Below are 19,409 nucleotides of genomic sequence, written 5' to 3' on the forward strand. Positions count from 1 at the left end.
ACAACGCGAATTAAGCACAACGCGAAGATTAGTATACAAGAACTGAACGACGGTTCTTAGCGTATACTTCGTCAGATTGACCAAGTAGAAGAGGCTTCTCTTCACCGTAGCTAACGATAGAAATTTGGTCAGCTTGTACGCCAAGTGCTTGTAGGTAGTTTGCTACCGCTTGTGCACGACGCTCGCCAAGAGCGATGTTGTACTCAGGAGTACCGCGCTCGTCTGCGTGACCTTCGATAGTCACTTGTAGGCTAGCATCTTTACTTAGGTAAGCGGCGTGTGCTGCTAGCATTTCTTCGTAATCGCCAGCAATAGTTGCGTTGTCGAATGCAAAGTAAATAGTTTGAGTTTCACGCAAAGCTTGTTCTTTAAGCTCTTGCTCTGTTAGCTCACCGTATGAATCAACTGGAGTCACAACGGTTGTGTCGACCGTGTTCTCTGAACCAGAAGTTGATTGATTAGTCTCTGTACCTGAAGCACTGGTTGCTTCATCGCTAGAGCTACAAGCTGTTACTGCTAATACAGGAAGAGCAATCAGTAGACCTTTAAGAACTTTATTAAGCTGCATTATATTTTTCCCTTAACTAATTAATACTTATTTTCTATAAAAACGGTGACCAAGCAGGTGCTCTTACACGCCCGTTTGTTTCCGGTAATCTAGCTTTAAAACGCCCGTCTATCGAAACCATCGAAAGTACATTCGTTTTGTTATAGATAGAACTGTATATGACCATACCACCATTAGGTGCAATACTTGGAGACTCATCAAGCAATGTGCTTGTTAGTATTTGCATTGCACCCGTTTCTAAATCTTGTTTGGCTAAATTAAACCCTGAATTGCTTCGATTCACCATAACCAGGAATCGACCATCAGGCGTAATTTGACCTCCTAAGTTTTGGCTGCCTTGCCAAGTCAGACGGTTGGTCGAACCATCTGCCAAATTTACGTTATAAATCTGTGGTCTACCACCTCTATCAGAGGTAAAGATTAATGATTTTCCATCCGGATGCCAATACGGTTCCGTATTATTTGATCTACCACGAGTAATTTGCGTCAATTTCTTTGATCTCAAATCAAAGGTATAAACCTGAAGAGACCCCGTTTTTGATAATACTAGGGCTAACTTATTGCCATCTGGGGAAAATCTTGGTGCGCCATTATGACGTGGATACGAGGTGATCTTCTCTCGTTTGCCGGTATAAATATCCATGATGAAGATTTCAGCTTGCCCATTTTGGAAGCTGACGTACGCAAGTTGTTTTGCGTCAGGTGACCATGCTGGTGACATCAACGGCTGCTTAGAACGTAGCACTAATCGCTCGTTATAACCGTCATAGTCCGCAACTCGCAATTGGTATGGGTATGGGTCTTTGTCTTGCACTACAACATACGCGACACGAGTCAAAAATGCGCCACGCTCACCCGTCAACTCTTTGTAAACTAAATCGGAGATTCGGTGCGCATATTCACGCAATCTGGGGCCTGGTACAGTGGCTTTCTTATTAAACAGTACATGATCTTTCGACAGAACCAATTGGCCATCTTCACTTAACGCTTTACTTTGACCTTGGGTTAGCTGACCTCGAATAACATCCACCAGCTGGTAGTTGATGATGTAATTGTCGCCCTCGCCTTTCGAGATGGTCCCCGTCAATAAGGAATCGACACCAAGCGCTGTCCATGAATCAAAGGCGATTTCAGACTCTGAATAAGGCGTCTGTGGCATATTGCTCGTCGCAACAGGACTGAATTTCCCGCTGCGCTGCAAATCCGACGCGATTACCGCTGACACGTCATGGGGAAGTGGCTGTCCACCTTGCCATTGGAATGGCACGACGGCAATGGGTCTTGCGGAGTCAATACCGTCAGTAATCACCAGTTCAAGTGCCGCATTGGCAAATTGAACCGAGCTCGATAGTAACAACAAACATCCAAAAATTATTCGCTTAATCACTCGCTTTTCCTTTATGACTGTTACAGTTCAACGGTTAAATTAATGTCTTTCAATCGTTCAACGACACTGGGCTGATCCACCGGCAGTGGAAACGAATTCACTTTTGCTACTGCTCTTTTCGTTGCTGCACATAAGCGTTCATCACCTTTGACAATCGATAATCTTCCCAATAGAGCATTGTCGCCTGCGGGTATCAAGCGAAGGTTAACTCGACAAGACTTTCCCTTAAAGCTGTCCTCGATAAGCAGGTTTTGTTCGATCATCTGCTTGTACATATTGCCGTAACGAGCGGCTTCTGATTGTGCAAATTTAGATTGAGCCGAAGAATTACGCTCATTCTCTGTTTCCATACCAGCAAAAATATCATTTAACGCGGCTTCTTGCTCTTTGCGCTCTTTTTCAAGTTGCTCTAAACGAAGCTTTTCTTGGCGCGCTTTTTCAGCCGACTCTTTCGCAGCTTTTTCTTCAGCGATTCGAGCTTTCTCTGCGCGTTCTGCTGCTTCTTTCGCTTCTTTTGCTGCTTTTTCTTGAGCGATACGTTCTTGTTCCGCTTTCGCCACTGCTGCTTGTTTCGCTACACGCTCTTCTTCAGCGCGTTTTATTTCCGCTTCTTTAAGCTTGCGGTCTGCTTCAAGCTGTTTGGCTTTCTCTTTCTCTTTCTTTACTCGGGCTTCTTCTGCTTTTCGTTCTTTCTCGACCGCAGCGCGTTTTTTCTCAGCTTCTCGTGTCGCTTTTGCTTCTGCAACTTGCTGCTCTTTTAACTTACGAATCCGATCTTCTTCTGCTTTACGGTTCTTTTCCAATTGCTCGCTTTCGCGCTTCAATTTGTCTAGACGCGTCTGTTCTTTTTTCGCTGCGGCTTCTCTTTGGCTTCGAATTTTCTGCGCTTGCTGTTTGACCAGGTTCGGATCGATAACGACCGCTTGAACCATCTGACCACTCGCTTCAGGTTCCGACATGCTAAAGTCTGAGCCCCAGAGCAAAGCAACAATCAGCACGATGTGCATTGCTAAAGAAATAACAATGGGATTCCGATAATTACTGTTTTTTGAGTTAGTTTCTTTCATGAGTAATACGGATCTAATCCCTTAATTCCGTTAACAGGCCAACCTTAGGGATACCTGCACGGCTTAATTCATCAAGCACTAACACAATATCCGCATACGGCGTTGCTGCATCACCACCAACCGCAACCGGTGAGTCAGGTTTAATCGACAACTCCGCTTTGACTCGAATGATCGCGTCCTGCATTGAAATACCACGCTGAACTTCTTCATCGTTAACACTCAAACCTAAAACGCCCTCTTTATCAATCTCGACGATGATAAAGCTGCTATCGGTGTCACCAGCGAGTTCCGATGCGGCTTTTGCACTGCTCGTTTGTGGTAATTCAACATCGACGCCCTGCGTCACAAATGGTGAGGTTGCCATGAATATGATCAGCAAAACCAACATAACATCGATGTAGGGTACAACGTTTATTTCCGCTGTCATCTTACGTTTTTTTGGTTGATAACCCGCCATGGTTAATCCCTACCTGCCATTGCTTGGCGGTGCAAAATACTGTGGAATTCTTCAGAGAAAGTCGCGTAGTTATGCTCAAGTTTACCAACATTACTACTAAAGCGGTTATAGGCCATGACAGCTGGAATTGCGGCAAATAAGCCCATTGCTGTCGCAATCAATGCTTCGGCGATACCAGGCGCAACCATAGACAGCGTTGCTTGCTTTACTTCACCCAATGCGATGAAGGCGTGCATTATCCCCCAAACCGTACCAAATAGACCAATATATGGGCTGATAGAGCCGACGGTAGCTAAGAAAGGCAAGTTAGTTTCTAGGTCATCCACTTCTCTTGCAACGGCTACGCGCATCGCACGGCCAGTCCCTTCCATGATAAACGCTGGTGAATCTGCGTTGGATTTACGCAAGCGCGCAAACTCGGTAAAGCCAGAATAGAAAATCTCTTCTGTGCCCGATAGATTGTCTTTTCTCTTTTTAACGTCTTGATAAAGAACGGCGAGATCCGTACCTGACCAGAATTTATCTTCAAATGATTCGCTGTCTTTGGAAGCTTGAGACAAAATTTTACTGCGCTTAATGATCATTGCCCAAGAAGCGACTGACATGCCAAGCAAAATCAACATAACTAATTGAACTAGAATACTGGCTTCTAGTATCAGTTCTACAAACGAAATATCAGCAGTCACTTTCTATTAACTCCAAAGCTATAGATTGAGGCATTGCTTTTGGCCTCATTTTCACATTATCGATACATGCTACCTTAACCGTCGCTTTACACAATGTCTTACCGTCGAGATTTACGATCTCTTGACAGAAGGTCATTGATGCTTTTTTCTTTACTGCGATGGTGGTAACCACATTGAGTTGCTCATCAAGGCGGGCGCCCTGTAAAAAGTCGATATCCATATGTCGAACAACAAACCCAATATTCTCTTCAAGTAAGCGGTGTTGTGAGACCCCAATACTTCGAAGCATTTCGGTTCGTGCACGTTCAAAATATTTCAGATAATTAGAATGGTACACCACTCCCCCAGCGTCTGTGTCTTCGTAATAGACCGTTACTGGCCAGCTAAAAACTGAGGCACTTGGATGCACAGTAATACCCATTATCAATTAAATATTGAATGTACTATAACGCAAGTTATCACTATTAGTACAAGTGCTATCAATGGTTTTGCTCCCTTTCAGATAAAAAATTAGCGCTGCCTCAAAGAGGTAGCGCTAACTTGGATGTTATTTCATCATTTAGTAGCAAAAATTGTATCGACTTATGTCTCATCATTACAAATGAAACCAAGTGGTCTCTCTGCTATTCGCTATCTTTATCCATCATTTCTGAGTGCTCTAACCAAAGAGCGTTAATGATGCCAAATGCACAGGCAAGTAAAATGCCTAAAATCCATGCAAAATACCACATACGTTACGCTCCTTAGTAAAGTGAGTTTTTGTTATCTTCGATAAACTGGTTATTGATACGACCAAACATCTTGTAGTACGTCCACGTTGTGTAGGCCAAGATAACGGGCACCATAACAAATGCGACGGCTGTCATTAAGTTAAGAGTCAGCTCACTCGACGTTGCATCCCACATCGTTAAGCTGTGGTTTGGAAGCAAATCTGAAGGCATCACAAACGGGAACATGGCAAAGCCAGCTGTCAAAATAATACCCGTATTCGCTAAACTGGAAGACAGAAATGCAAAGCCAGCGCGGTCAATTTTAGCAAACAACACCGCCAGCAAGGCACCAACGATACCCGTTATTGGTGCTAACCACATGGCTGGATACGCGTAAAAATTGTTCATCCAAGCGCCCGCTTCTCGAATTACTTCTTTGTTCAGAGGGTTAGAAGGCGCATTCGTATCAATAATGCTTGTCACTACGTAACCTTCGATGCTCTGAATCCAAACACCAGCCGCCACAAACGTGACCACAACAATCAAGCCCATGATTTGCGCGATAGAACGTGCACGTGAATGCACTTCATCGGTGGTTTTCATTTGCAGCCAAGTCATTCCTTGCAGCAAGATCATCGACAAGCTAACAAGACCACATAGCAGGGCAAATGGGTTGAGCAAACCAAAAAACGAACCGTGGTAGGTCACCATCATAAAATCGTTGAATTGAAATGGAACACCTTGTAGAAGGTTACCAAAAGCAACACCAAATATAACTGGTGGCACAAATCCGCTGATCGAAATACCGATATCCCATGACTTGCGCCACTTTGGATCTTCAATTTTTGAACGGTAATCCAAACCAAGTGGTCGCAACCATAACGCCGCGAGCGTCACCATCATCGCAAGGTAAAACCCTGAGAATGACGTTGCGTAAACTTGTGGCCAAGCGGCAAATAACGCGCCACCCGCCGTCACTAGCCATACCTGGTTTCCATCCCAGTGCGGTGCAATGGAATTAATCATTACCCGTCGCTCGGTATCGGTCTTCCCGATAACAGGGATCAGTGCGCCAACCCCCATATCAAAACCATCTGTTATGGCGAAGCCGATAAACAACACACCAATAAGCACCCACCAAACTAGGCGCAAAATTTCGTAATCAAACATGTCTCTACTCCCTGTTATGCTTCAACTTGACGGCTAACTTTATCTTCAAGTGATTGCTCACCTTGTTCGAAGTGATAGCGCCCAGTTTTCAGGCTACTTGGCCCTTTGCGAGCAAACTTCAGCATTAGATAAATTTCAGCAATCAGGAAGACGGTGTACAGTGCGATGATCATAAACAGTGACGTCCACAATTCACCCATCGTTAGGGCTGAAGCCGCAATGTTTACCGGCAAGATTTCACCGACTGCCCATGGCTGACGACCGTACTCCGCAACAAACCACCCTGCTTCCACTGCAATCCATGGAAGTGGGATACTGAACAGTGCCGCTTTAAGTATCCATGGTTTTTGCTCGATTTTTTGGCGGCAGGTTTGGATGAATGCGGCACCAAAAACAAACAACATAATAAAGCCACACGCTACCATGATACGGAATGACCAGAAGAGTGGCCACACCGTAGGGATAGAGTCATCAGCCGCTGCTTGAATTTGCTCTTCTGTTGCATCAACAACGTTATCGGTATATCGCTTCAGCAGTAAACCGTAGCCTAAGTCCACCTTGACCTCATCAAACGCTGCGAGGTTTTCTTCACTGCGATCGCCTTCGCGGATTCGTTCAAGCAATTCATAAGCCACCATACCGTTACGGATACGAACAATATGTTCATCGCGCAGGTCACGTAGGCCCGTCACTTCAGTATCAAGAGAACGAGTTGCAATGATGCCCATCACGTATGGAATTTTCACCGCGTAATCGGTTTCCATTGTCTCTTGATTTGGAATGCCAAAAACGGTGAAGGCAGCAGGAGCTTCTTCCGTGTGCCACTCAGATTCAATGGCAGCGAGCTTCACTTTTTGTACGTCGCCTAGCTCGTAGCCAGACTCATCGCCTAGGATGATCACCGACAAGATAGCCGCCATACCAAATGAAGCTGCGATAGCAAAAGAACGACGAGCAAACGCGACATCACGACCTTTCAGAAGGTAATAAGAGCTGATACCAAGAACGAACATCGCGCCCGTTACATAACCGGAGGCGACCGTGTGAACGAATTTAACTTGAGCGACTGGGTTAAGCACAACTTCCGAGAAGCTAACCATTTCCATACGCATGGTTTCAAAGTTGAACTCTGCACCGATTGGGTTTTGCATCCAACCATTAGCAACGAGGATCCACAACGCGGAAAAGCTTGAGCCTAACGCAACGAGCCAAGTCACAACCAAGTGCTGACGCTTTGACAGCCTTTCCCAACCAAAGAAGAAAAGCCCAACAAAGGTTGATTCTAAAAAGAAAGCGACTAACGCTTCAATGGCGAGAGGGGCACCAAAAATATCACCCACATAATGGGAGTAATAAGACCAGTTAGTACCAAATTGAAATTCCATTGTTAGGCCAGTTGCTACACCTAACGCAAAGTTAATACCGAATAACTTACCCCAGAACTTAGTCATGTCCTTGTAGATTTGTTTGTCGGTCATGACATACAGCGACTCCATGATGGCGAGTAGAAACGCCAAACCTAAAGTCAACGGTACGAATAAGAAGTGATACATCGCTGTTATTGCAAATTGGAGACGTGATAGTTCAACTACGTCCAACATAATTACTCCTATGTGTCGGCTGAGTGACACTTTCTGTGCAATAAAGCCCTTAACGAACCACGAGGTCGCGCAGGGTGTTACGCAAAGTTTATTTTATTGTTAATTCCGTGTTACACCGTAACGGTGAAGAGCAAAGAGATACTACTCCTGAAAATCAAAAAACTCAAAATAATTTGAGTCATTTGGGGGATTGATTGCCAATAAAAGACTTAGAAGTTGTAAATTAAGGAATATTTATTTTACTGCTCTAAAAAATATTTGAGCGGAATTGCTATTTGTAACAGAATATGTGGGGAAAACCTCAAGATAACCAAGCTATTTGTGGTCACTGGACGCTGAGCAAAGTCAATGGGACGTCACCTCAAACCCGAGTGCGGTTCACTGACGAAAAATGGCGCTCTTACTTATTAGCGCGTGTTTTGCCCCCTCACCCTTCCATTTAGACATGACACTCAGAGCTTACGAAGGATCCATAAAAAATCCAAGTGCCTGAGAGACACTTGGATTTTTATCGCGCTGGAAGGTCGCTCAACCAAGCACTTATACTTTGAATTGACTCACCAACTGCTGCTGCTTCTCAGACAGTGTATTAATTTGATTACCAATCGATTCTGACTCACCCGCTTGGCTAACAATTTGTGCGCTTAGATCCCTAATATTCGACACACTCTGGTTCACTTCTGCCGAGACCGTTTGCTGCTCTTCTGCCGCTCTAACAATCTGGCTATTCATATCGTTAATCGCAGCGATTGCGGCAAAGATATGACTCAGCTCTTCAACAGCGGTATTGACCTGACTGGAAGAGTCATGAGCGAGTTGGTGACCCTCTTGGATCGTTGCAACAACGTCTTGGGTTCCACGCTGAACTTTATCAATCACGCCTCTAATTTCACCAACAGATGCCTGAGTACGACTAGCCAGGTTTCTTACTTCATCCGCCACCACTGCAAAACCACGTCCTTGCTCTCCAGCCCGAGCCGCTTCGATGGCAGCATTGAGAGCCAATAAGTTTGTTTGTTCTGATATGCCCTCAATAACCGTCAATATCTCGGTAATATTGGCGTTATTTACAGCTAGCTCTTCGACAATAGGGACCGCTTGCGTCATTTTACTGAGCAGTGCTCCCATTTCAGTCTGAGAGCTTTCAATCACTTTTTGTCCGGTAACCGCAGCGTCATTAGCATCAGCAGCAGCTTGCACGGCTGTTTCTGCATTTTGTACCACCATGCTCGCCGTTTGTGTCATCTCTTCAGATGCAGTCGCGACTAAATCCACTTCTTTGAATTGAGACTCGCTGCTCGTTCGAGTTGCCATCGCCGCACTTTTGGCTTCAACCGTCGTTTGGGCAACATCATTGGTTGTCACCACCACGTCTTTGATCGTTGACTGAAGTTTTTCCAAAAAGAGATTAAAACCCTGAGCCAATTGGCCTATTTCATCTTGTGACGTAACGTTTAGACGCTGAGTAAGATCACCTTCACCTGACGCAATGTCATCAAGGCGTACCACCACTTCTCGAATAGGTTTAACAACACGTTGAGCCAAAAGAGCAATAAGAGCCAAACCAACAAGGACAAATATCCCGCCCGTTAATAATTCACTTTTTACACTCGACGCTAAGTTGCCAGATAAGACTTCATCTAACGCGACGGCATCTGCGACCACCACTGAGCGAGGCATTTCAAAAATAACGCCCCAGGTTTGATTCGCAACCGTCATTGGAGCAAAAACCGTTAGCCATGAATCATCATTGCTCCAACTTGTCGTTAGCTCGCCGCCAAATAACAGATCCGTCACTTTATCGCGACTGACGGTACTACTTTGAAACGCACTACCAATCACGAGACTCGGGTCGTCACTCGCGATCAAAGAACCATTCAAACTGATGATAAATAATCGACCACGTCCTTCAAACAGGCTGGCATCGGATTCCGCGATAACGTTAGTCAGTTGATCGAGTTTAAGATCGATACCAAAGAAACCGATTGGAACCTCGTCAACAAGAATGGGAACAGAAATGGATGAGGTGAGAAATTCTCTATCTGCTTGGACAATGAGCCTGGGTGTCGAGACACAAATCTCACCACTGCCAATTGGGCAGTAAAAACGCTCACTTTCACTTTCTTGTGCCAAGGACTTTTCTGATAACACGTTAGCAATGATATTTTCGCCGTTTTCTGCCGTTTTCCAATAAGAAGCAAATCGGCCAATGTCATTGGAACCTACATAATCGGCGTTTACATAATTACCATCTTCCCCATCCAGAAGATCCGGTTGAAACACCAGATAAGCCCCTTCGATGGCATCGAACTCAGCAACCGATTGACGCACCATTTCATCTAGAGCGGTGCGTAACTCTTCACTTGAACCAAAGTTTTCTTCCGTATTTCGTTTGAAAAATAACGCGTTTGAAGCCAGCATTTCAGCTCGGTATATCGCTTCATCGAGAAATTGAGCCACTTCAGTAGCGTTCAGTCGAGCGCGTGTTTCAAGAAGCTGTTGAGATTTATCTATCACCGACGTTGAACTTTGAGCGGTGATGATCTTTTGATTCCCTATCGCGTTGTAAACGGAAAATCCGACAAGAGATAATGAAGTGATCAGTAGGCAGCAACCTGCTAAGAGGGTTATTTTCCACTGCACGGAAAGAGTTCGCATCTTACATCCTTATAAGCAAACAGTATGAAATTTCGGTTAAAATAGTCCTGACCATTAGAATTAAAGCACACTGTTTTACTCCGTCAATCAGAACTTTACTTAAATGTTAATATTGCAATCAATGACCACATAATATTTTATGCGTTTGGCCGTTGTCCTCATTATAAGAGGTGATAGAATCCTACTTTGCCTCTTCTACATGGATGACTTATGAAAATCATCAGCTTTAATATCAATGGCCTTCGTGCTCGTTTACATCAGTTACAAGCCATTATCGACAAACACCAACCGGATGTGATAGGCCTACAAGAAATCAAAGTTCACAATGAAGCATTTCCCCTTGAAGCGGTTGAAGCCATGGGTTATCACGTCTATTTTCACGGACAAAAAGCACACTATGGCGTGGCCATGTTGTGTAAGAAAGAGCCTATTTCGGTTACATACGGGTTCCCAACTGATACTGAAGAGCATCAAAAGCGCATGATTATGGTTACCGTTGAAAATGACAACGGTGAACCTGTCACCGTGCTTAACGGCTACTTCCCGCAAGGTGACAATATTGCGCACGAAACTAAGTTTCCTTATAAAGAGCAATTTTACAAAGATTTAATGACTTACCTTAATGATAACCACTGTAATGATGAAAAACTGGTGGTGATGGGCGACATTAACATTAGCCCGATTGATGCTGATATCGGCATTGGGGAACCAAACAAAAAACGTTGGTTGAAAACCGGTAAGTGTTCATTCCAACCCATCGAACGTGAATGGTTAGCGACTCTGCAGCAATGGGGCCTTGAAGATACCTTTAGAAACTTGCACCCAACCGTGGATGACCAATACTCATGGTTTGACTACCGCTCCCGTGGCTTTGATGACAATCGAGGGCTGCGCATTGATGTTGTCTTAGCAACTCCGTCACTGGCCGCTCAATGCATAGACGCAGGCATTGATTACGAGCTGCGAGGTATTGAAAAACCATCAGACCATGCGCCTATATGGTCAACTTTTTCTTTTTAGTACCAAGGAATTTAGTACCAAGGAATTTGGTGCCAAGGAATCAAGGACTAAAAATAAGAAAGGCTTCTGCTCAGAAGCCTTTCTCTCATTTAGTTTATCGCTTTTATCTCAATGGTCTAGAACAGTAGCCAAATTGGCTTAAAACTCTAGCTAAGTGGTCTAAGGTACGCTAGAAAACGCTTTTCAGCATGTTTAAAACACCACAGAATAATAAACGTCAAGCCCATGTAAAATAGCCCTGCTGCTAAAAACGATTCAAACGGGGCGTAGTAACGAGCATTCACGAGACGTGCTGCACCAGTTAAGTCCATGATAGTCACAATACCCGCCACCGCACTGCCGTGGAGCATAAAGATCACTTCATTACTGTAGGCTGGAAGTGCGCGACGCAATGCGCTCGGCAGAATGATTCGACGGTATGTTTTCGACATGCTCATTCCATACGCTTTTGCGGCTTCTACTTCCCCCTTCGGCAAACCATTAATCGCGCCACGGATAATTTCCGCCGTGTACGCGGACGTATTAAGAACAAACGCGACGAGGGCACAAAACCACGCGTTTTCCCACAACGTATCCTTGACTGGGAAAAACTGGTCCATACCGTAATAAATCAAATAGAGCTGCACCAACAGCGGTGTTCCGCGAAAAAAGTAGATGAATGTCCATGCCGGCGCATTCCAAAAGTAGTTAGGGCTGTTTCGTGCTATCGCTAAAGGGATGGCGATGGCTAAGCCTATCACTAAAGCACAAGAGACAAGCCAGGTTGTTGTCCACAAGCCATCAAGATAGATAGGAAAGCTATCAATCAATAAAGAAAAATCCATCATCTACCTCGCATGAATGCTGAATTTACGCTCGACCAACTTAAGTAACCCCGTTGATACACTCGTAAAGAATAAGAAAATCACAGCAACCGTCATATAGAAAGTAAAAGGCATTTTCGTTGAACCCGCAGCTAATGAACTGACTCGGACCATATCCTCAAGCCCAATGATTGAAACCAAAGCCGTGGTTTTAAGCAAAACCAACCAGTTATTACCAAATCCTGGTAACGCGTGACGAATCATTTGTGGAAGCAAGATGCGTCGAAACGCCAGAGGACCACTCATTCCATATGCTTTAGCCGCTTCCATTTCACCTTTATCGACCGCCATAATTGCGCCGCGGAAGGTTTCAGCCATGTAAGCACCGAAAATAAACCCGATGGTTAATACGCCAGCGACAAAAGGGCTGACATCGATATAATCAGGTAAATACGCTGTCCACTCGTGATCTGGATTAGACGAGGTAAACCATTCGTTAATCCATTCATTCATCGAGTAGAGACTATTATTCAATAAGATTTGCCCACCAAAGAAGATAAGCATCATGAGTACTAAATCAGGAATGCCACGAATGACTGTGGTGTAAAGAGTCGCTATTGCCCTTGCCCAACGATATGGGGCTAATTTGGCTAAAGCGCCGAGCATACCCAGTACCATAGCTAGGATAAGCGACAGTATGGCAACTTCGATGGTTAAAACGGCCCCTTTTAATATTGAGGCTTCGTATCCTTGTAAATCTAACATAGGTTAGTTCCTAGTCCCTAGGTTGTAGACGCGAATATCCAGCTGTTGGGTACATCAATTGACTAGGAACCAACAGCCAGATATCGGCTTAGCTATTACTGGCCATATACGTCGTAGTTGAAGTATTTTGCAGCAATCTCTTGATACACACCTTTCTCACGAAGCGAAAGAATCGCCGCATCGAGCGTTTTCGTTAGGTCTTTATCTTGTTTGCGCACTGCGATACCAAAGCCGTCACCAAACCATTTAGGATCCGTTAGAGAAGGACCAACAAATTCGTACGCTTCACCACCCGCTTTATTGAGAACACCTTCTTCAAGTGCCGAGGCATCACCAAGAACAGAAACGATACGACCGTTAGCTAGATCAAGGTAGGCTTCGTCAAAAGAGCCGTAACGTACGATTTCTACTGCGCTGCCATAGTTGTCCGTCAGGTACTTATCGTGTGTTGTTGCACGTTGAACACCAATTTTTACGCCTTCAAGCTTGTCGAAGTTAAGCTCTGCGCCTTTTTTAGCGATAAATTTATTTGGAATAAGCGCGTATTTTCCAGTGAAATCAATACGCTTCTTACGTTCTTCTGTAATCGACATTGCTGCGATAATGGCATCGTATTTACGAGCAAGTAGCGATGGAATAATACCATCCCAATCTTGAGGTACGATCTGACATTTCACTTTCATCTCTTCACAAAGTGCATTTGCCATATCGACGTCAAAGCCTTTGAGTGAACCATCAGCTTCAGTCCAGCTAAATGGAGGATAAGCGCCTTCAATACCAAAGCGTACTGTTTTCCATTCCTTCGCTTGGGCCATACCTGTTGCAGCTGTTGCAGCAATCGCTGCTACTAGTAACCACTTTTTCATTTCCATACTCCTGTGATTGAAATTTACTTCTATAAAGTTTGATTTTTATGTGTTTTGGGTTGTGCTTACAATTCCACTAAACCAGTTTCCTGAGCTAGTAGATCGAAGATATAAACTGCTGTAAACGCTCAGATTCTGGTGCTGTAAATAGCTTGGCTGGGTCGCCTTGCTCTTCAACGATACCTTGGTGTAAGAACATCACATGGTTAGAAACATCACGGGCAAACGCCATTTCATGAGTAACAACCAACATAGTGCGGCCTTCTTCGGCAAGATCTCGCATAACACCAAGAACCTCACCAACAAGTTCTGGGTCTAATGCAGAAGTCGGTTCATCGAACAGCATCACTTCTGGATCAACCGCTAAAGCGCGAGCGATTGCTGCACGCTGTTGTTGCCCACCCGATAAGTGACCAGGGTAATAGTCTTTTCGTTCGTACAAGCCCACTTTCTTTAGTAACAATTCTGCATTTTCAATGGCTTGAGCTTTGGGAACACCGAGAACGTGTACAGGCGCTTCAATCACATTTTCCAATACCGTCATATGCGACCATAAATTAAAGCCTTGAAAGACCATGGCTAGCCGAGAACGAATTCGTTGGACTTGTTTTTCATTGGCAGGAACCGCTTCACCCGAACGATTCTTTTTCATATCGATCAATTCACCATTGACCCAAATATCACCAGACGTGGGAGTTTCAAGTAGGTTTATACATCGAAGAAAAGTACTCTTGCCTGAACCGGAAGAGCCAATGATAGAAATAACATCGCCTTTATGTGCCTCTAACGAAATGCCTTTCAGTACTTCATTTTGACCAAATGTCTTGTGTAGTTCCTTAATATCTAGCGCTGGTACTTCATTCATGCGCTCGTACTCCCTATTTCGATATGACTGCTGGGCTCCGCCCACATAGCGATTCAAACTAGCACCCCTTATTGATAGATGCAACAAATTATTAACCTGTCTTTTTGAAATATATAGCTACTTTATATGATTAATAATTCAAACATCAGGCTAATAATCTACCAAAGGCGCATAAAATGAATAATTTGAATCATTATTCCAACATTGCAAATGTTAATAGATTTATAAAAAATAGATATAGTTCAACATTTGTAAACCTTCACTTATCTTGTTCACTACGCTCGTTTAAAAAAAACACTCGCAATAGGATGTAGTTTACTTTCAATATCAATATTTTTTATGTAACTTAATTTCAATATCAATATTACTTTTACCTACATGCCCCTCAGTTCTGTAGCTTTATTTCACAATGTTTTATAAAGTGATCAAGATCAATCAAGCCATATAGCAAGCGGGGTAAACTCGCAAAAAATCGAAAGTGTAAACAAACACTACATGCTTTATCTTTAATTGAGAATTAACACAATTATCTCGTACCACTCCAGCAACTTACTATTAACGAGTTGCAGGTTTCGGATTGAACAAATGACTACTTTTATTATGAGGAATCTATGTCAGACGCAGTGAATAAACCGCACTCTGATTCGGATATTGAGAACAAGAGCTACCAAGAGCTCCACCGTCCAGCATCTGAGTTTGCTAGCCGTTCAGACTATTTAGATCATGAACTGCAAATTATGAAACCACGCCGCTTTGGGCTTAACCTGCCTGGTCGTGATTTCCGATTTGAATTAGAAGACTTAGTACCTGCCCTTGCTGGTACGATTGGTATTATCGCAATGTACTCTGCGGTAATGATGTCTTGGGCTGATGGCCTAACGGCGGCATGGGATCATGTTGAGCTGGGCAAGGACTTCGCTATTGAAGTAGCCCGTGTTGAAATGCTTATCCCAGCGTTACTGTTCTGTATCTTAGCATCTGGGATATTTAACCCTAGAGCAAATTTGGCCGGTAACCACGGTCCGATGATTCCTCTAATTGGTAGTATCGCTCTTGCTGGTGCTCACCCTCTTGCGCTGGCGATTTTATTAGGCGTTTTCGGTTTGTTGCTCAGTTACTTCAAAGGGGGGTCCAAACTGGTTAACCTCACTTCCCAAGGAACAGCAGGAGGATTATTAATATTCCTCGGCTTTACTGGGGTAATGAGCCAAATAGGTTCGATTCAAACTTGGGCGACAGGACTTCAGTCTTCCACAGTGGAAGCCGGTAGCCTTGGCTACATTGGTTTAGTGGTTCTAGGCATTAACATTGTGGTTTACGCGATTCTGGCGAAGATCAACATGCGTTGGTTAGCGATTCCTGTTTGTGCGTTCACCGGCCTTATTATTGCTTTAGGCCTTGGAGCGGGCTTCGACCTTACGTTCGAAACAGAAATGGGCCTACCTAATCTAAACCCTGTTTACTGGTGGGGGAGCACAGAACAAGGTTGGCAATTAGGTCTTCCTAACCTGGAACACTTCATTGCATCACTTCCATTTGCGATCCTTGCGGTTGCGATGTGGTCGCCAGACTTCCTAGGTCACCGTATCTTCCAAGAGCTGAACTACCCGCGTAAGACTGAAAAAGTATTAATGGATGTGGATGACACCATGACTATGTGTTCTTTCCGTCAAATGGTGGGGACTGCAGTCGGTGGTGGTAACATCACATCATCTTGGGGAACCTACATGATCCCGGCAGCAATCGCTAAGCGCCCTATTCCGGCTGGTGCGATTTTACTGGGCTCACTGTGTATTATTGTTGCGATTCTTGGTTTCCCAATGGATGTTGCGGTATGGCCTCCAGTGATGCGTGTTGCTCTTCTTGTGGGTGTTTTCTTACCTCTACTTGAAGCAGGCATGCAGATGGTTAAAGACACGAAAGATTCTCAAGCTGCGGGGATTTGTATCTTCGGGTCAGCGGTTGTCAACCCTGTACTGGCTTGGGCATTGACGATGCTTCTCGATAACAATGGTTTGATTGGTGATAAAGAGCGTGCTTCTAAACTATCATTCGTAGACAAAATTGTTATTCCTGCTGGCGTACTGATCATTTGTTTGATTGCGATGCTTGCTGTTGGTATGTTAGAAAGTCAGTATGGGCTAAAAGCTTGGCTGTAAACTAAAAAAAAGTTAGGGTGATGAGGTTCATCGCCCTTTTTTTTCAACTTTATTTTACTTTTATTGATTTAGTTTAAGTTTTGTAAAAATATTTTAGAGTATGATTCACCCATGTCGTGAGTGTTGTTATTCCAAATTTAATGCCACACTCGATGTAAATGGCAATATGTATAATTTTCGAGATGCTAGTTTCTACTATTATAGATATTGTTATTAATGTGAGTACTGGTCTTCCTCTGAAGATAGCTGTTCATACAGTGAACCCAGTACGTGTTTTTTCTACTAAAAAGGTAGGTATGTCATGGCAGAGCAATTTGCTAAAGCTTGGGAAGGTTTTGCTGCAGGTGAGTGGCAAAACGAAGTAAACGTTCGTGATTTTATTCAAAAGAACTACGCGCCGTATGAAGGCGACGAATCTTTCCTAGTTTCTGAAGGTACTGAAGCAACTAACGTGCTTTGGAACAAAGTAATGGAAGGTATCAAGCAGGAAAACGCAACGAAAGCTCCTGTGGATTTCGATACATCTGTTATCTCTACCATCACTGCTCACGATGCAGGTTACATCAACAAAGATCTTGAGACTATCGTTGGTCTTCAGACTGAAAAACCATTAAAGCGTGCGATCATCCCTAACGGTGGTGTACGTATGGTTGAAGGTTCTTGTAAAGCATACGGTGAAACTCTTGACCCGATGGTTTCAAAGATCTACTCAGAATACCGCAAAACACACAACGCAGGTGTTTTCGATATCTACACGCCAGACATTCTAAAATGTCGTAAATCTGGTGTTCTAACGGGTCTTCCTGATGCATACGGTCGTGGTCGTATCATTGGTGATTACCGTCGCGTTGCACTTTACGGCGTAGACTTCCTGATGAAAGACAAGCAAGCTCAGTTTGCTTCTCTTCAAGAGCGTTTTGAAAACGGCGAAGACCTAGCAGCAACAATGCAACTTCGTGAAGAGATCTCTGAGCAACACCGCGCTCTAGGCCAAATGAAAGTAATGGCTGAGAAATACGGTTACGATATCTCAGGCCCAGCTCAAACAGCTCAAGAAGCAATCCAGTGGACTTACTTCGGGTACCTAGCGGCGGTTAAATCTCAAAACGGTGCAGCGATGTCTCTAGGTCGTACTTCGACTTTCCTAGACGTGTTCATTGAGCGTGATATTGCTTCTGGCGCTATCACAGAAGTTCAAGCACAAGAAATGATCGATCACTTCGTAATGAAGCTACGTATGGTTCGTTTCCTACGTACTCCTGAATACGATGAGCTATTCTCTGGTGACCCAATCTGGGCTACAGAATCTATGGGTGGTATGGGTGTTGATGGTCGTACACTGGTTACGCGTACAAACTTCCGTTTCCTAAACAGCCTATACACTATGGGGCCTTCTCCAGAGCCAAACATTACGGTTCTTTGGTCTGAGCAATTGCCTGACGGCTTCAAGCGTTTCTGTGCGAAGGTATCTATCGATACGTCTTCTATCCAGTACGAAAATGATGACCTAATGCGCCCTGACCTACAGTCGGATGACTACGCAATCGCATGTTGTGTATCTCCAATGATTGTTGGTAAGCAAATGCAGTTCTTCGGTGCTCGTGCTAACCTTGCGAAAACAATGCTTTACGCAATCAATGGCGGCGTTGATGAAAAACTGAAAATGCAAGTTGGTCCAGTTGGCGATAAGATCACTGACGAAGTGCTTAGCTACGATGACGTAATGGGTCGCCTAGACACGTTTATGGATTGGTTAGCGAAGCAATACGTGACTGCGCTAAACAGCATCCACTTCATGCACGACAAATACAGCTACGAAGCGTCTCTGATGGCACTTCATGACCGTGATGTTCGTCGTACTATGGCATGTGGTATCGCGGGTCTTTCTGTTGCAGCTGACTCTCTATCTGCAATCAAATACGCAACGGTTAAACCAGTGCGTGATGAAGACGGCATTGCTATCGATTTCGATATCGAAGGTGACTACCCTAAATTTGGTAACAACGACGCTCGTGTTGATGACATCGCATGTGAACTTGTTTCTACGTTTATGGGCAAAATCCGTAAGCTTAAGATGTACCGTGACGCTATCCCAACTCAGTCTATTCTGACTATCACGTCTAACGTGGTATACGGTAAGAAGACAGGTAACACCCCTGATGGTCGCCGTGCTGGTGCTCCTTTCGCTCCTGGTGCAAATCCAATGCACGGTCGTGATGAGAAAGGCGCAGTAGCGTCACTGACATCTGTAGGTAAACTGCCGTTTGCAGACGCACAAGATGGTATCTCTTACACTTTCTCTATCGTGCCAAATGCACTGGGTAAAGAAGAAGATAGCCAACGTGCTAACCTAGCAGGCCTTATGGATGGTTACTTCCACCATGAAGCTGGCGTTGAAGGTGGCCAACACCTTAACGTGAATGTTCTTAACCGCGGTACGCTTGAAGACGCTGTTAAGCACCCTGAGAAATACCCACAGCTAACTATCCGTGTTTCTGGTTACGCTGTTCGCTTTAACTCTTTAACTAAAGAGCAACAAGCTGATGTAATCGCACGTACTTTCACTGAATCTCTATAAGATTTAGCGAAACATAAAGCGTAGAAGCCCTGCTTACTCATTCAGTAAG

Annotated in this window: 17 protein-coding genes; 3 read left to right on the plus strand and 14 right to left on the minus strand. The window is 44.3% G+C overall.

Annotation, left to right across the window (positions count from 1 at the left end; genetic code table 11):
• Window positions 1–28: 28 nt before the first annotated feature.
• The 10 genes from pal to QF117_RS15550 form a co-directional block, all read right to left on the minus strand.
• A complete protein-coding gene (gene pal / locus QF117_RS15505) occupies window positions 29–568 on the minus strand; it encodes a peptidoglycan-associated lipoprotein Pal (RefSeq protein ID WP_282386657.1) in 540 nt (179 codons plus the stop codon).
• A 34-nt stretch (window positions 569–602) separates the two neighbouring features.
• The gene (gene tolB, locus QF117_RS15510) at window positions 603–1,955 is read right to left on the minus strand and encodes a Tol-Pal system beta propeller repeat protein TolB (protein WP_282386659.1); all 1,353 of its coding nucleotides are present in this window, start codon (window positions 1,953–1,955) and stop codon (window positions 603–605) included.
• Window positions 1,956–1,975: 20 nt separating this feature from the next.
• Window positions 1,976–3,022: a cell envelope integrity protein TolA gene (gene tolA, locus QF117_RS15515; RefSeq protein WP_282386660.1), complete on the minus strand. Its 1,047-nt coding sequence runs from the start codon at window positions 3,020–3,022 to the stop codon at window positions 1,976–1,978.
• A gap of 13 nt (window positions 3,023–3,035) precedes the next feature.
• Window positions 3,036–3,479 (minus strand): ExbD/TolR family protein, encoded by a 444-nt coding sequence (locus tag QF117_RS15520; RefSeq protein ID WP_282386661.1) that lies wholly within the window; start codon window positions 3,477–3,479, stop codon window positions 3,036–3,038.
• A gap of 2 nt (window positions 3,480–3,481) precedes the next feature.
• Window positions 3,482–4,165 (minus strand): protein TolQ, encoded by a 684-nt coding sequence (tolQ, locus tag QF117_RS15525; RefSeq protein WP_017034873.1) that lies wholly within the window; start codon window positions 4,163–4,165, stop codon window positions 3,482–3,484.
• Window positions 4,155–4,586: a tol-pal system-associated acyl-CoA thioesterase gene (gene ybgC, locus QF117_RS15530; protein ID WP_282386663.1), complete on the minus strand. Its 432-nt coding sequence runs from the start codon at window positions 4,584–4,586 to the stop codon at window positions 4,155–4,157. Before ybgC ends, tolQ begins: the two co-directional genes overlap by 11 nt.
• 202 nt (window positions 4,587–4,788) lie before the next feature.
• A complete protein-coding gene (cydX, locus tag QF117_RS15535; protein WP_017034871.1) occupies window positions 4,789–4,896 on the minus strand; it encodes a cytochrome bd-I oxidase subunit CydX in 108 nt (35 codons plus the stop codon).
• Between the two features lie 12 nt (window positions 4,897–4,908).
• Window positions 4,909–6,045, minus strand: coding sequence for a cytochrome d ubiquinol oxidase subunit II (gene cydB, locus QF117_RS15540; protein WP_282386666.1), 1,137 nt, complete (start codon window positions 6,043–6,045; stop codon window positions 4,909–4,911).
• 14 nt (window positions 6,046–6,059) lie between these two features.
• Entirely contained in the window at window positions 6,060–7,646 is a 1,587-nt protein-coding gene (gene cydA / locus QF117_RS15545; protein ID WP_282386668.1) for a cytochrome ubiquinol oxidase subunit I, read from the minus strand.
• Between the two features lie 540 nt (window positions 7,647–8,186).
• Window positions 8,187–10,304, minus strand: a complete 2,118-nt coding sequence (locus QF117_RS15550; RefSeq protein ID WP_282386670.1) for a methyl-accepting chemotaxis protein — start codon at window positions 10,302–10,304, stop codon at window positions 8,187–8,189.
• Window positions 10,305–10,514: 210 nt separating this feature from the next.
• On the opposite strand from QF117_RS15550, the gene xthA reads away from it, so the two are divergent.
• A complete protein-coding gene (gene xthA, locus QF117_RS15555; protein ID WP_282386672.1) occupies window positions 10,515–11,324 on the plus strand; it encodes an exodeoxyribonuclease III in 810 nt (269 codons plus the stop codon).
• A 146-nt stretch (window positions 11,325–11,470) separates the two neighbouring features.
• Here the strand turns inward: xthA and QF117_RS15560 are convergent, their stop codons facing one another.
• The 4 genes from QF117_RS15560 to QF117_RS15575 form a co-directional block, all read right to left on the minus strand.
• Window positions 11,471–12,148 (minus strand): ABC transporter permease, encoded by a 678-nt coding sequence (locus QF117_RS15560; protein ID WP_282389500.1) that lies wholly within the window; start codon window positions 12,146–12,148, stop codon window positions 11,471–11,473.
• A gap of 3 nt (window positions 12,149–12,151) precedes the next feature.
• Window positions 12,152–12,892, minus strand: a complete 741-nt coding sequence (locus tag QF117_RS15565; protein ID WP_282386673.1) for an ABC transporter permease — start codon at window positions 12,890–12,892, stop codon at window positions 12,152–12,154.
• 95 nt (window positions 12,893–12,987) lie between these two features.
• On the minus strand, window positions 12,988–13,758 hold the full coding sequence (locus QF117_RS15570) for an ABC transporter substrate-binding protein (protein ID WP_017037318.1): 771 nt from the start codon (window positions 13,756–13,758) through the stop codon (window positions 12,988–12,990).
• Between the two features lie 94 nt (window positions 13,759–13,852).
• A complete protein-coding gene (locus tag QF117_RS15575) occupies window positions 13,853–14,623 on the minus strand; it encodes an ABC transporter ATP-binding protein (RefSeq protein WP_017034863.1) in 771 nt (256 codons plus the stop codon).
• A 611-nt stretch (window positions 14,624–15,234) separates the two neighbouring features.
• Between QF117_RS15575 and QF117_RS15580 the strand changes: the two genes are divergently transcribed.
• Window positions 15,235–16,782 carry a DUF3360 family protein gene (locus QF117_RS15580; protein WP_017034862.1) on the plus strand — a complete coding sequence of 516 codons (1,548 nt, stop codon included), beginning with the start codon at window positions 15,235–15,237 and terminating at the stop codon, window positions 16,780–16,782.
• Window positions 16,783–17,083: 301 nt separating this feature from the next.
• Window positions 17,084–19,360, plus strand: coding sequence for a formate C-acetyltransferase (pflB, locus tag QF117_RS15585; RefSeq protein ID WP_282386676.1), 2,277 nt, complete (start codon window positions 17,084–17,086; stop codon window positions 19,358–19,360).
• Window positions 19,361–19,409: the final 49 nt, after the last annotated feature.

This window comes from Vibrio sp. YMD68 (genome assembly GCF_029958905.1).
Classification (GTDB): domain Bacteria; phylum Pseudomonadota; class Gammaproteobacteria; order Enterobacterales; family Vibrionaceae; genus Vibrio.

What these genes read in the sequence shown, in the direction of transcription:
- pal (WP_282386657.1), bottom strand. Translation starts at nt 568, where the DNA reads ATGCAGCTTAATAAAGTTCTTAAAGGTCTACTGATTGCTCTTCCTGTA.
- tolA (WP_282386660.1), bottom strand. Translation starts at nt 3,022, where the DNA reads ATGAAAGAAACTAACTCAAAAAACAGTAATTATCGGAATCCCATTGTT.
- QF117_RS15520 (WP_282386661.1), bottom strand. Translation starts at nt 3,479, where the DNA reads ATGGCGGGTTATCAACCAAAAAAACGTAAGATGACAGCGGAAATAAAC.
- ybgC (WP_282386663.1), bottom strand. Translation starts at nt 4,586, where the DNA reads ATGGGTATTACTGTGCATCCAAGTGCCTCAGTTTTTAGCTGGCCAGTA.
- cydX (WP_017034871.1), bottom strand. Translation starts at nt 4,896, where the DNA reads ATGTGGTATTTTGCATGGATTTTAGGCATTTTACTTGCCTGTGCATTT.
- cydB (WP_282386666.1), bottom strand. Translation starts at nt 6,045, where the DNA reads ATGTTTGATTACGAAATTTTGCGCCTAGTTTGGTGGGTGCTTATTGGT.
- cydA (WP_282386668.1), bottom strand. Translation starts at nt 7,646, where the DNA reads ATGTTGGACGTAGTTGAACTATCACGTCTCCAATTTGCAATAACAGCG.
- QF117_RS15550 (WP_282386670.1), bottom strand. Translation starts at nt 10,304, where the DNA reads ATGCGAACTCTTTCCGTGCAGTGGAAAATAACCCTCTTAGCAGGTTGC.
- xthA (WP_282386672.1), top strand. Translation starts at nt 10,515, where the DNA reads ATGAAAATCATCAGCTTTAATATCAATGGCCTTCGTGCTCGTTTACAT.
- QF117_RS15560 (WP_282389500.1), bottom strand. Translation starts at nt 12,148, where the DNA reads ATGGATTTTTCTTTATTGATTGATAGCTTTCCTATCTATCTTGATGGC.
- QF117_RS15565 (WP_282386673.1), bottom strand. Translation starts at nt 12,892, where the DNA reads ATGTTAGATTTACAAGGATACGAAGCCTCAATATTAAAAGGGGCCGTT.
- QF117_RS15570 (WP_017037318.1), bottom strand. Translation starts at nt 13,758, where the DNA reads ATGAAAAAGTGGTTACTAGTAGCAGCGATTGCTGCAACAGCTGCAACA.
- QF117_RS15575 (WP_017034863.1), bottom strand. Translation starts at nt 14,623, where the DNA reads ATGAATGAAGTACCAGCGCTAGATATTAAGGAACTACACAAGACATTT.
- QF117_RS15580 (WP_017034862.1), top strand. Translation starts at nt 15,235, where the DNA reads ATGTCAGACGCAGTGAATAAACCGCACTCTGATTCGGATATTGAGAAC.
- pflB (WP_282386676.1), top strand. Translation starts at nt 17,084, where the DNA reads ATGGCAGAGCAATTTGCTAAAGCTTGGGAAGGTTTTGCTGCAGGTGAG.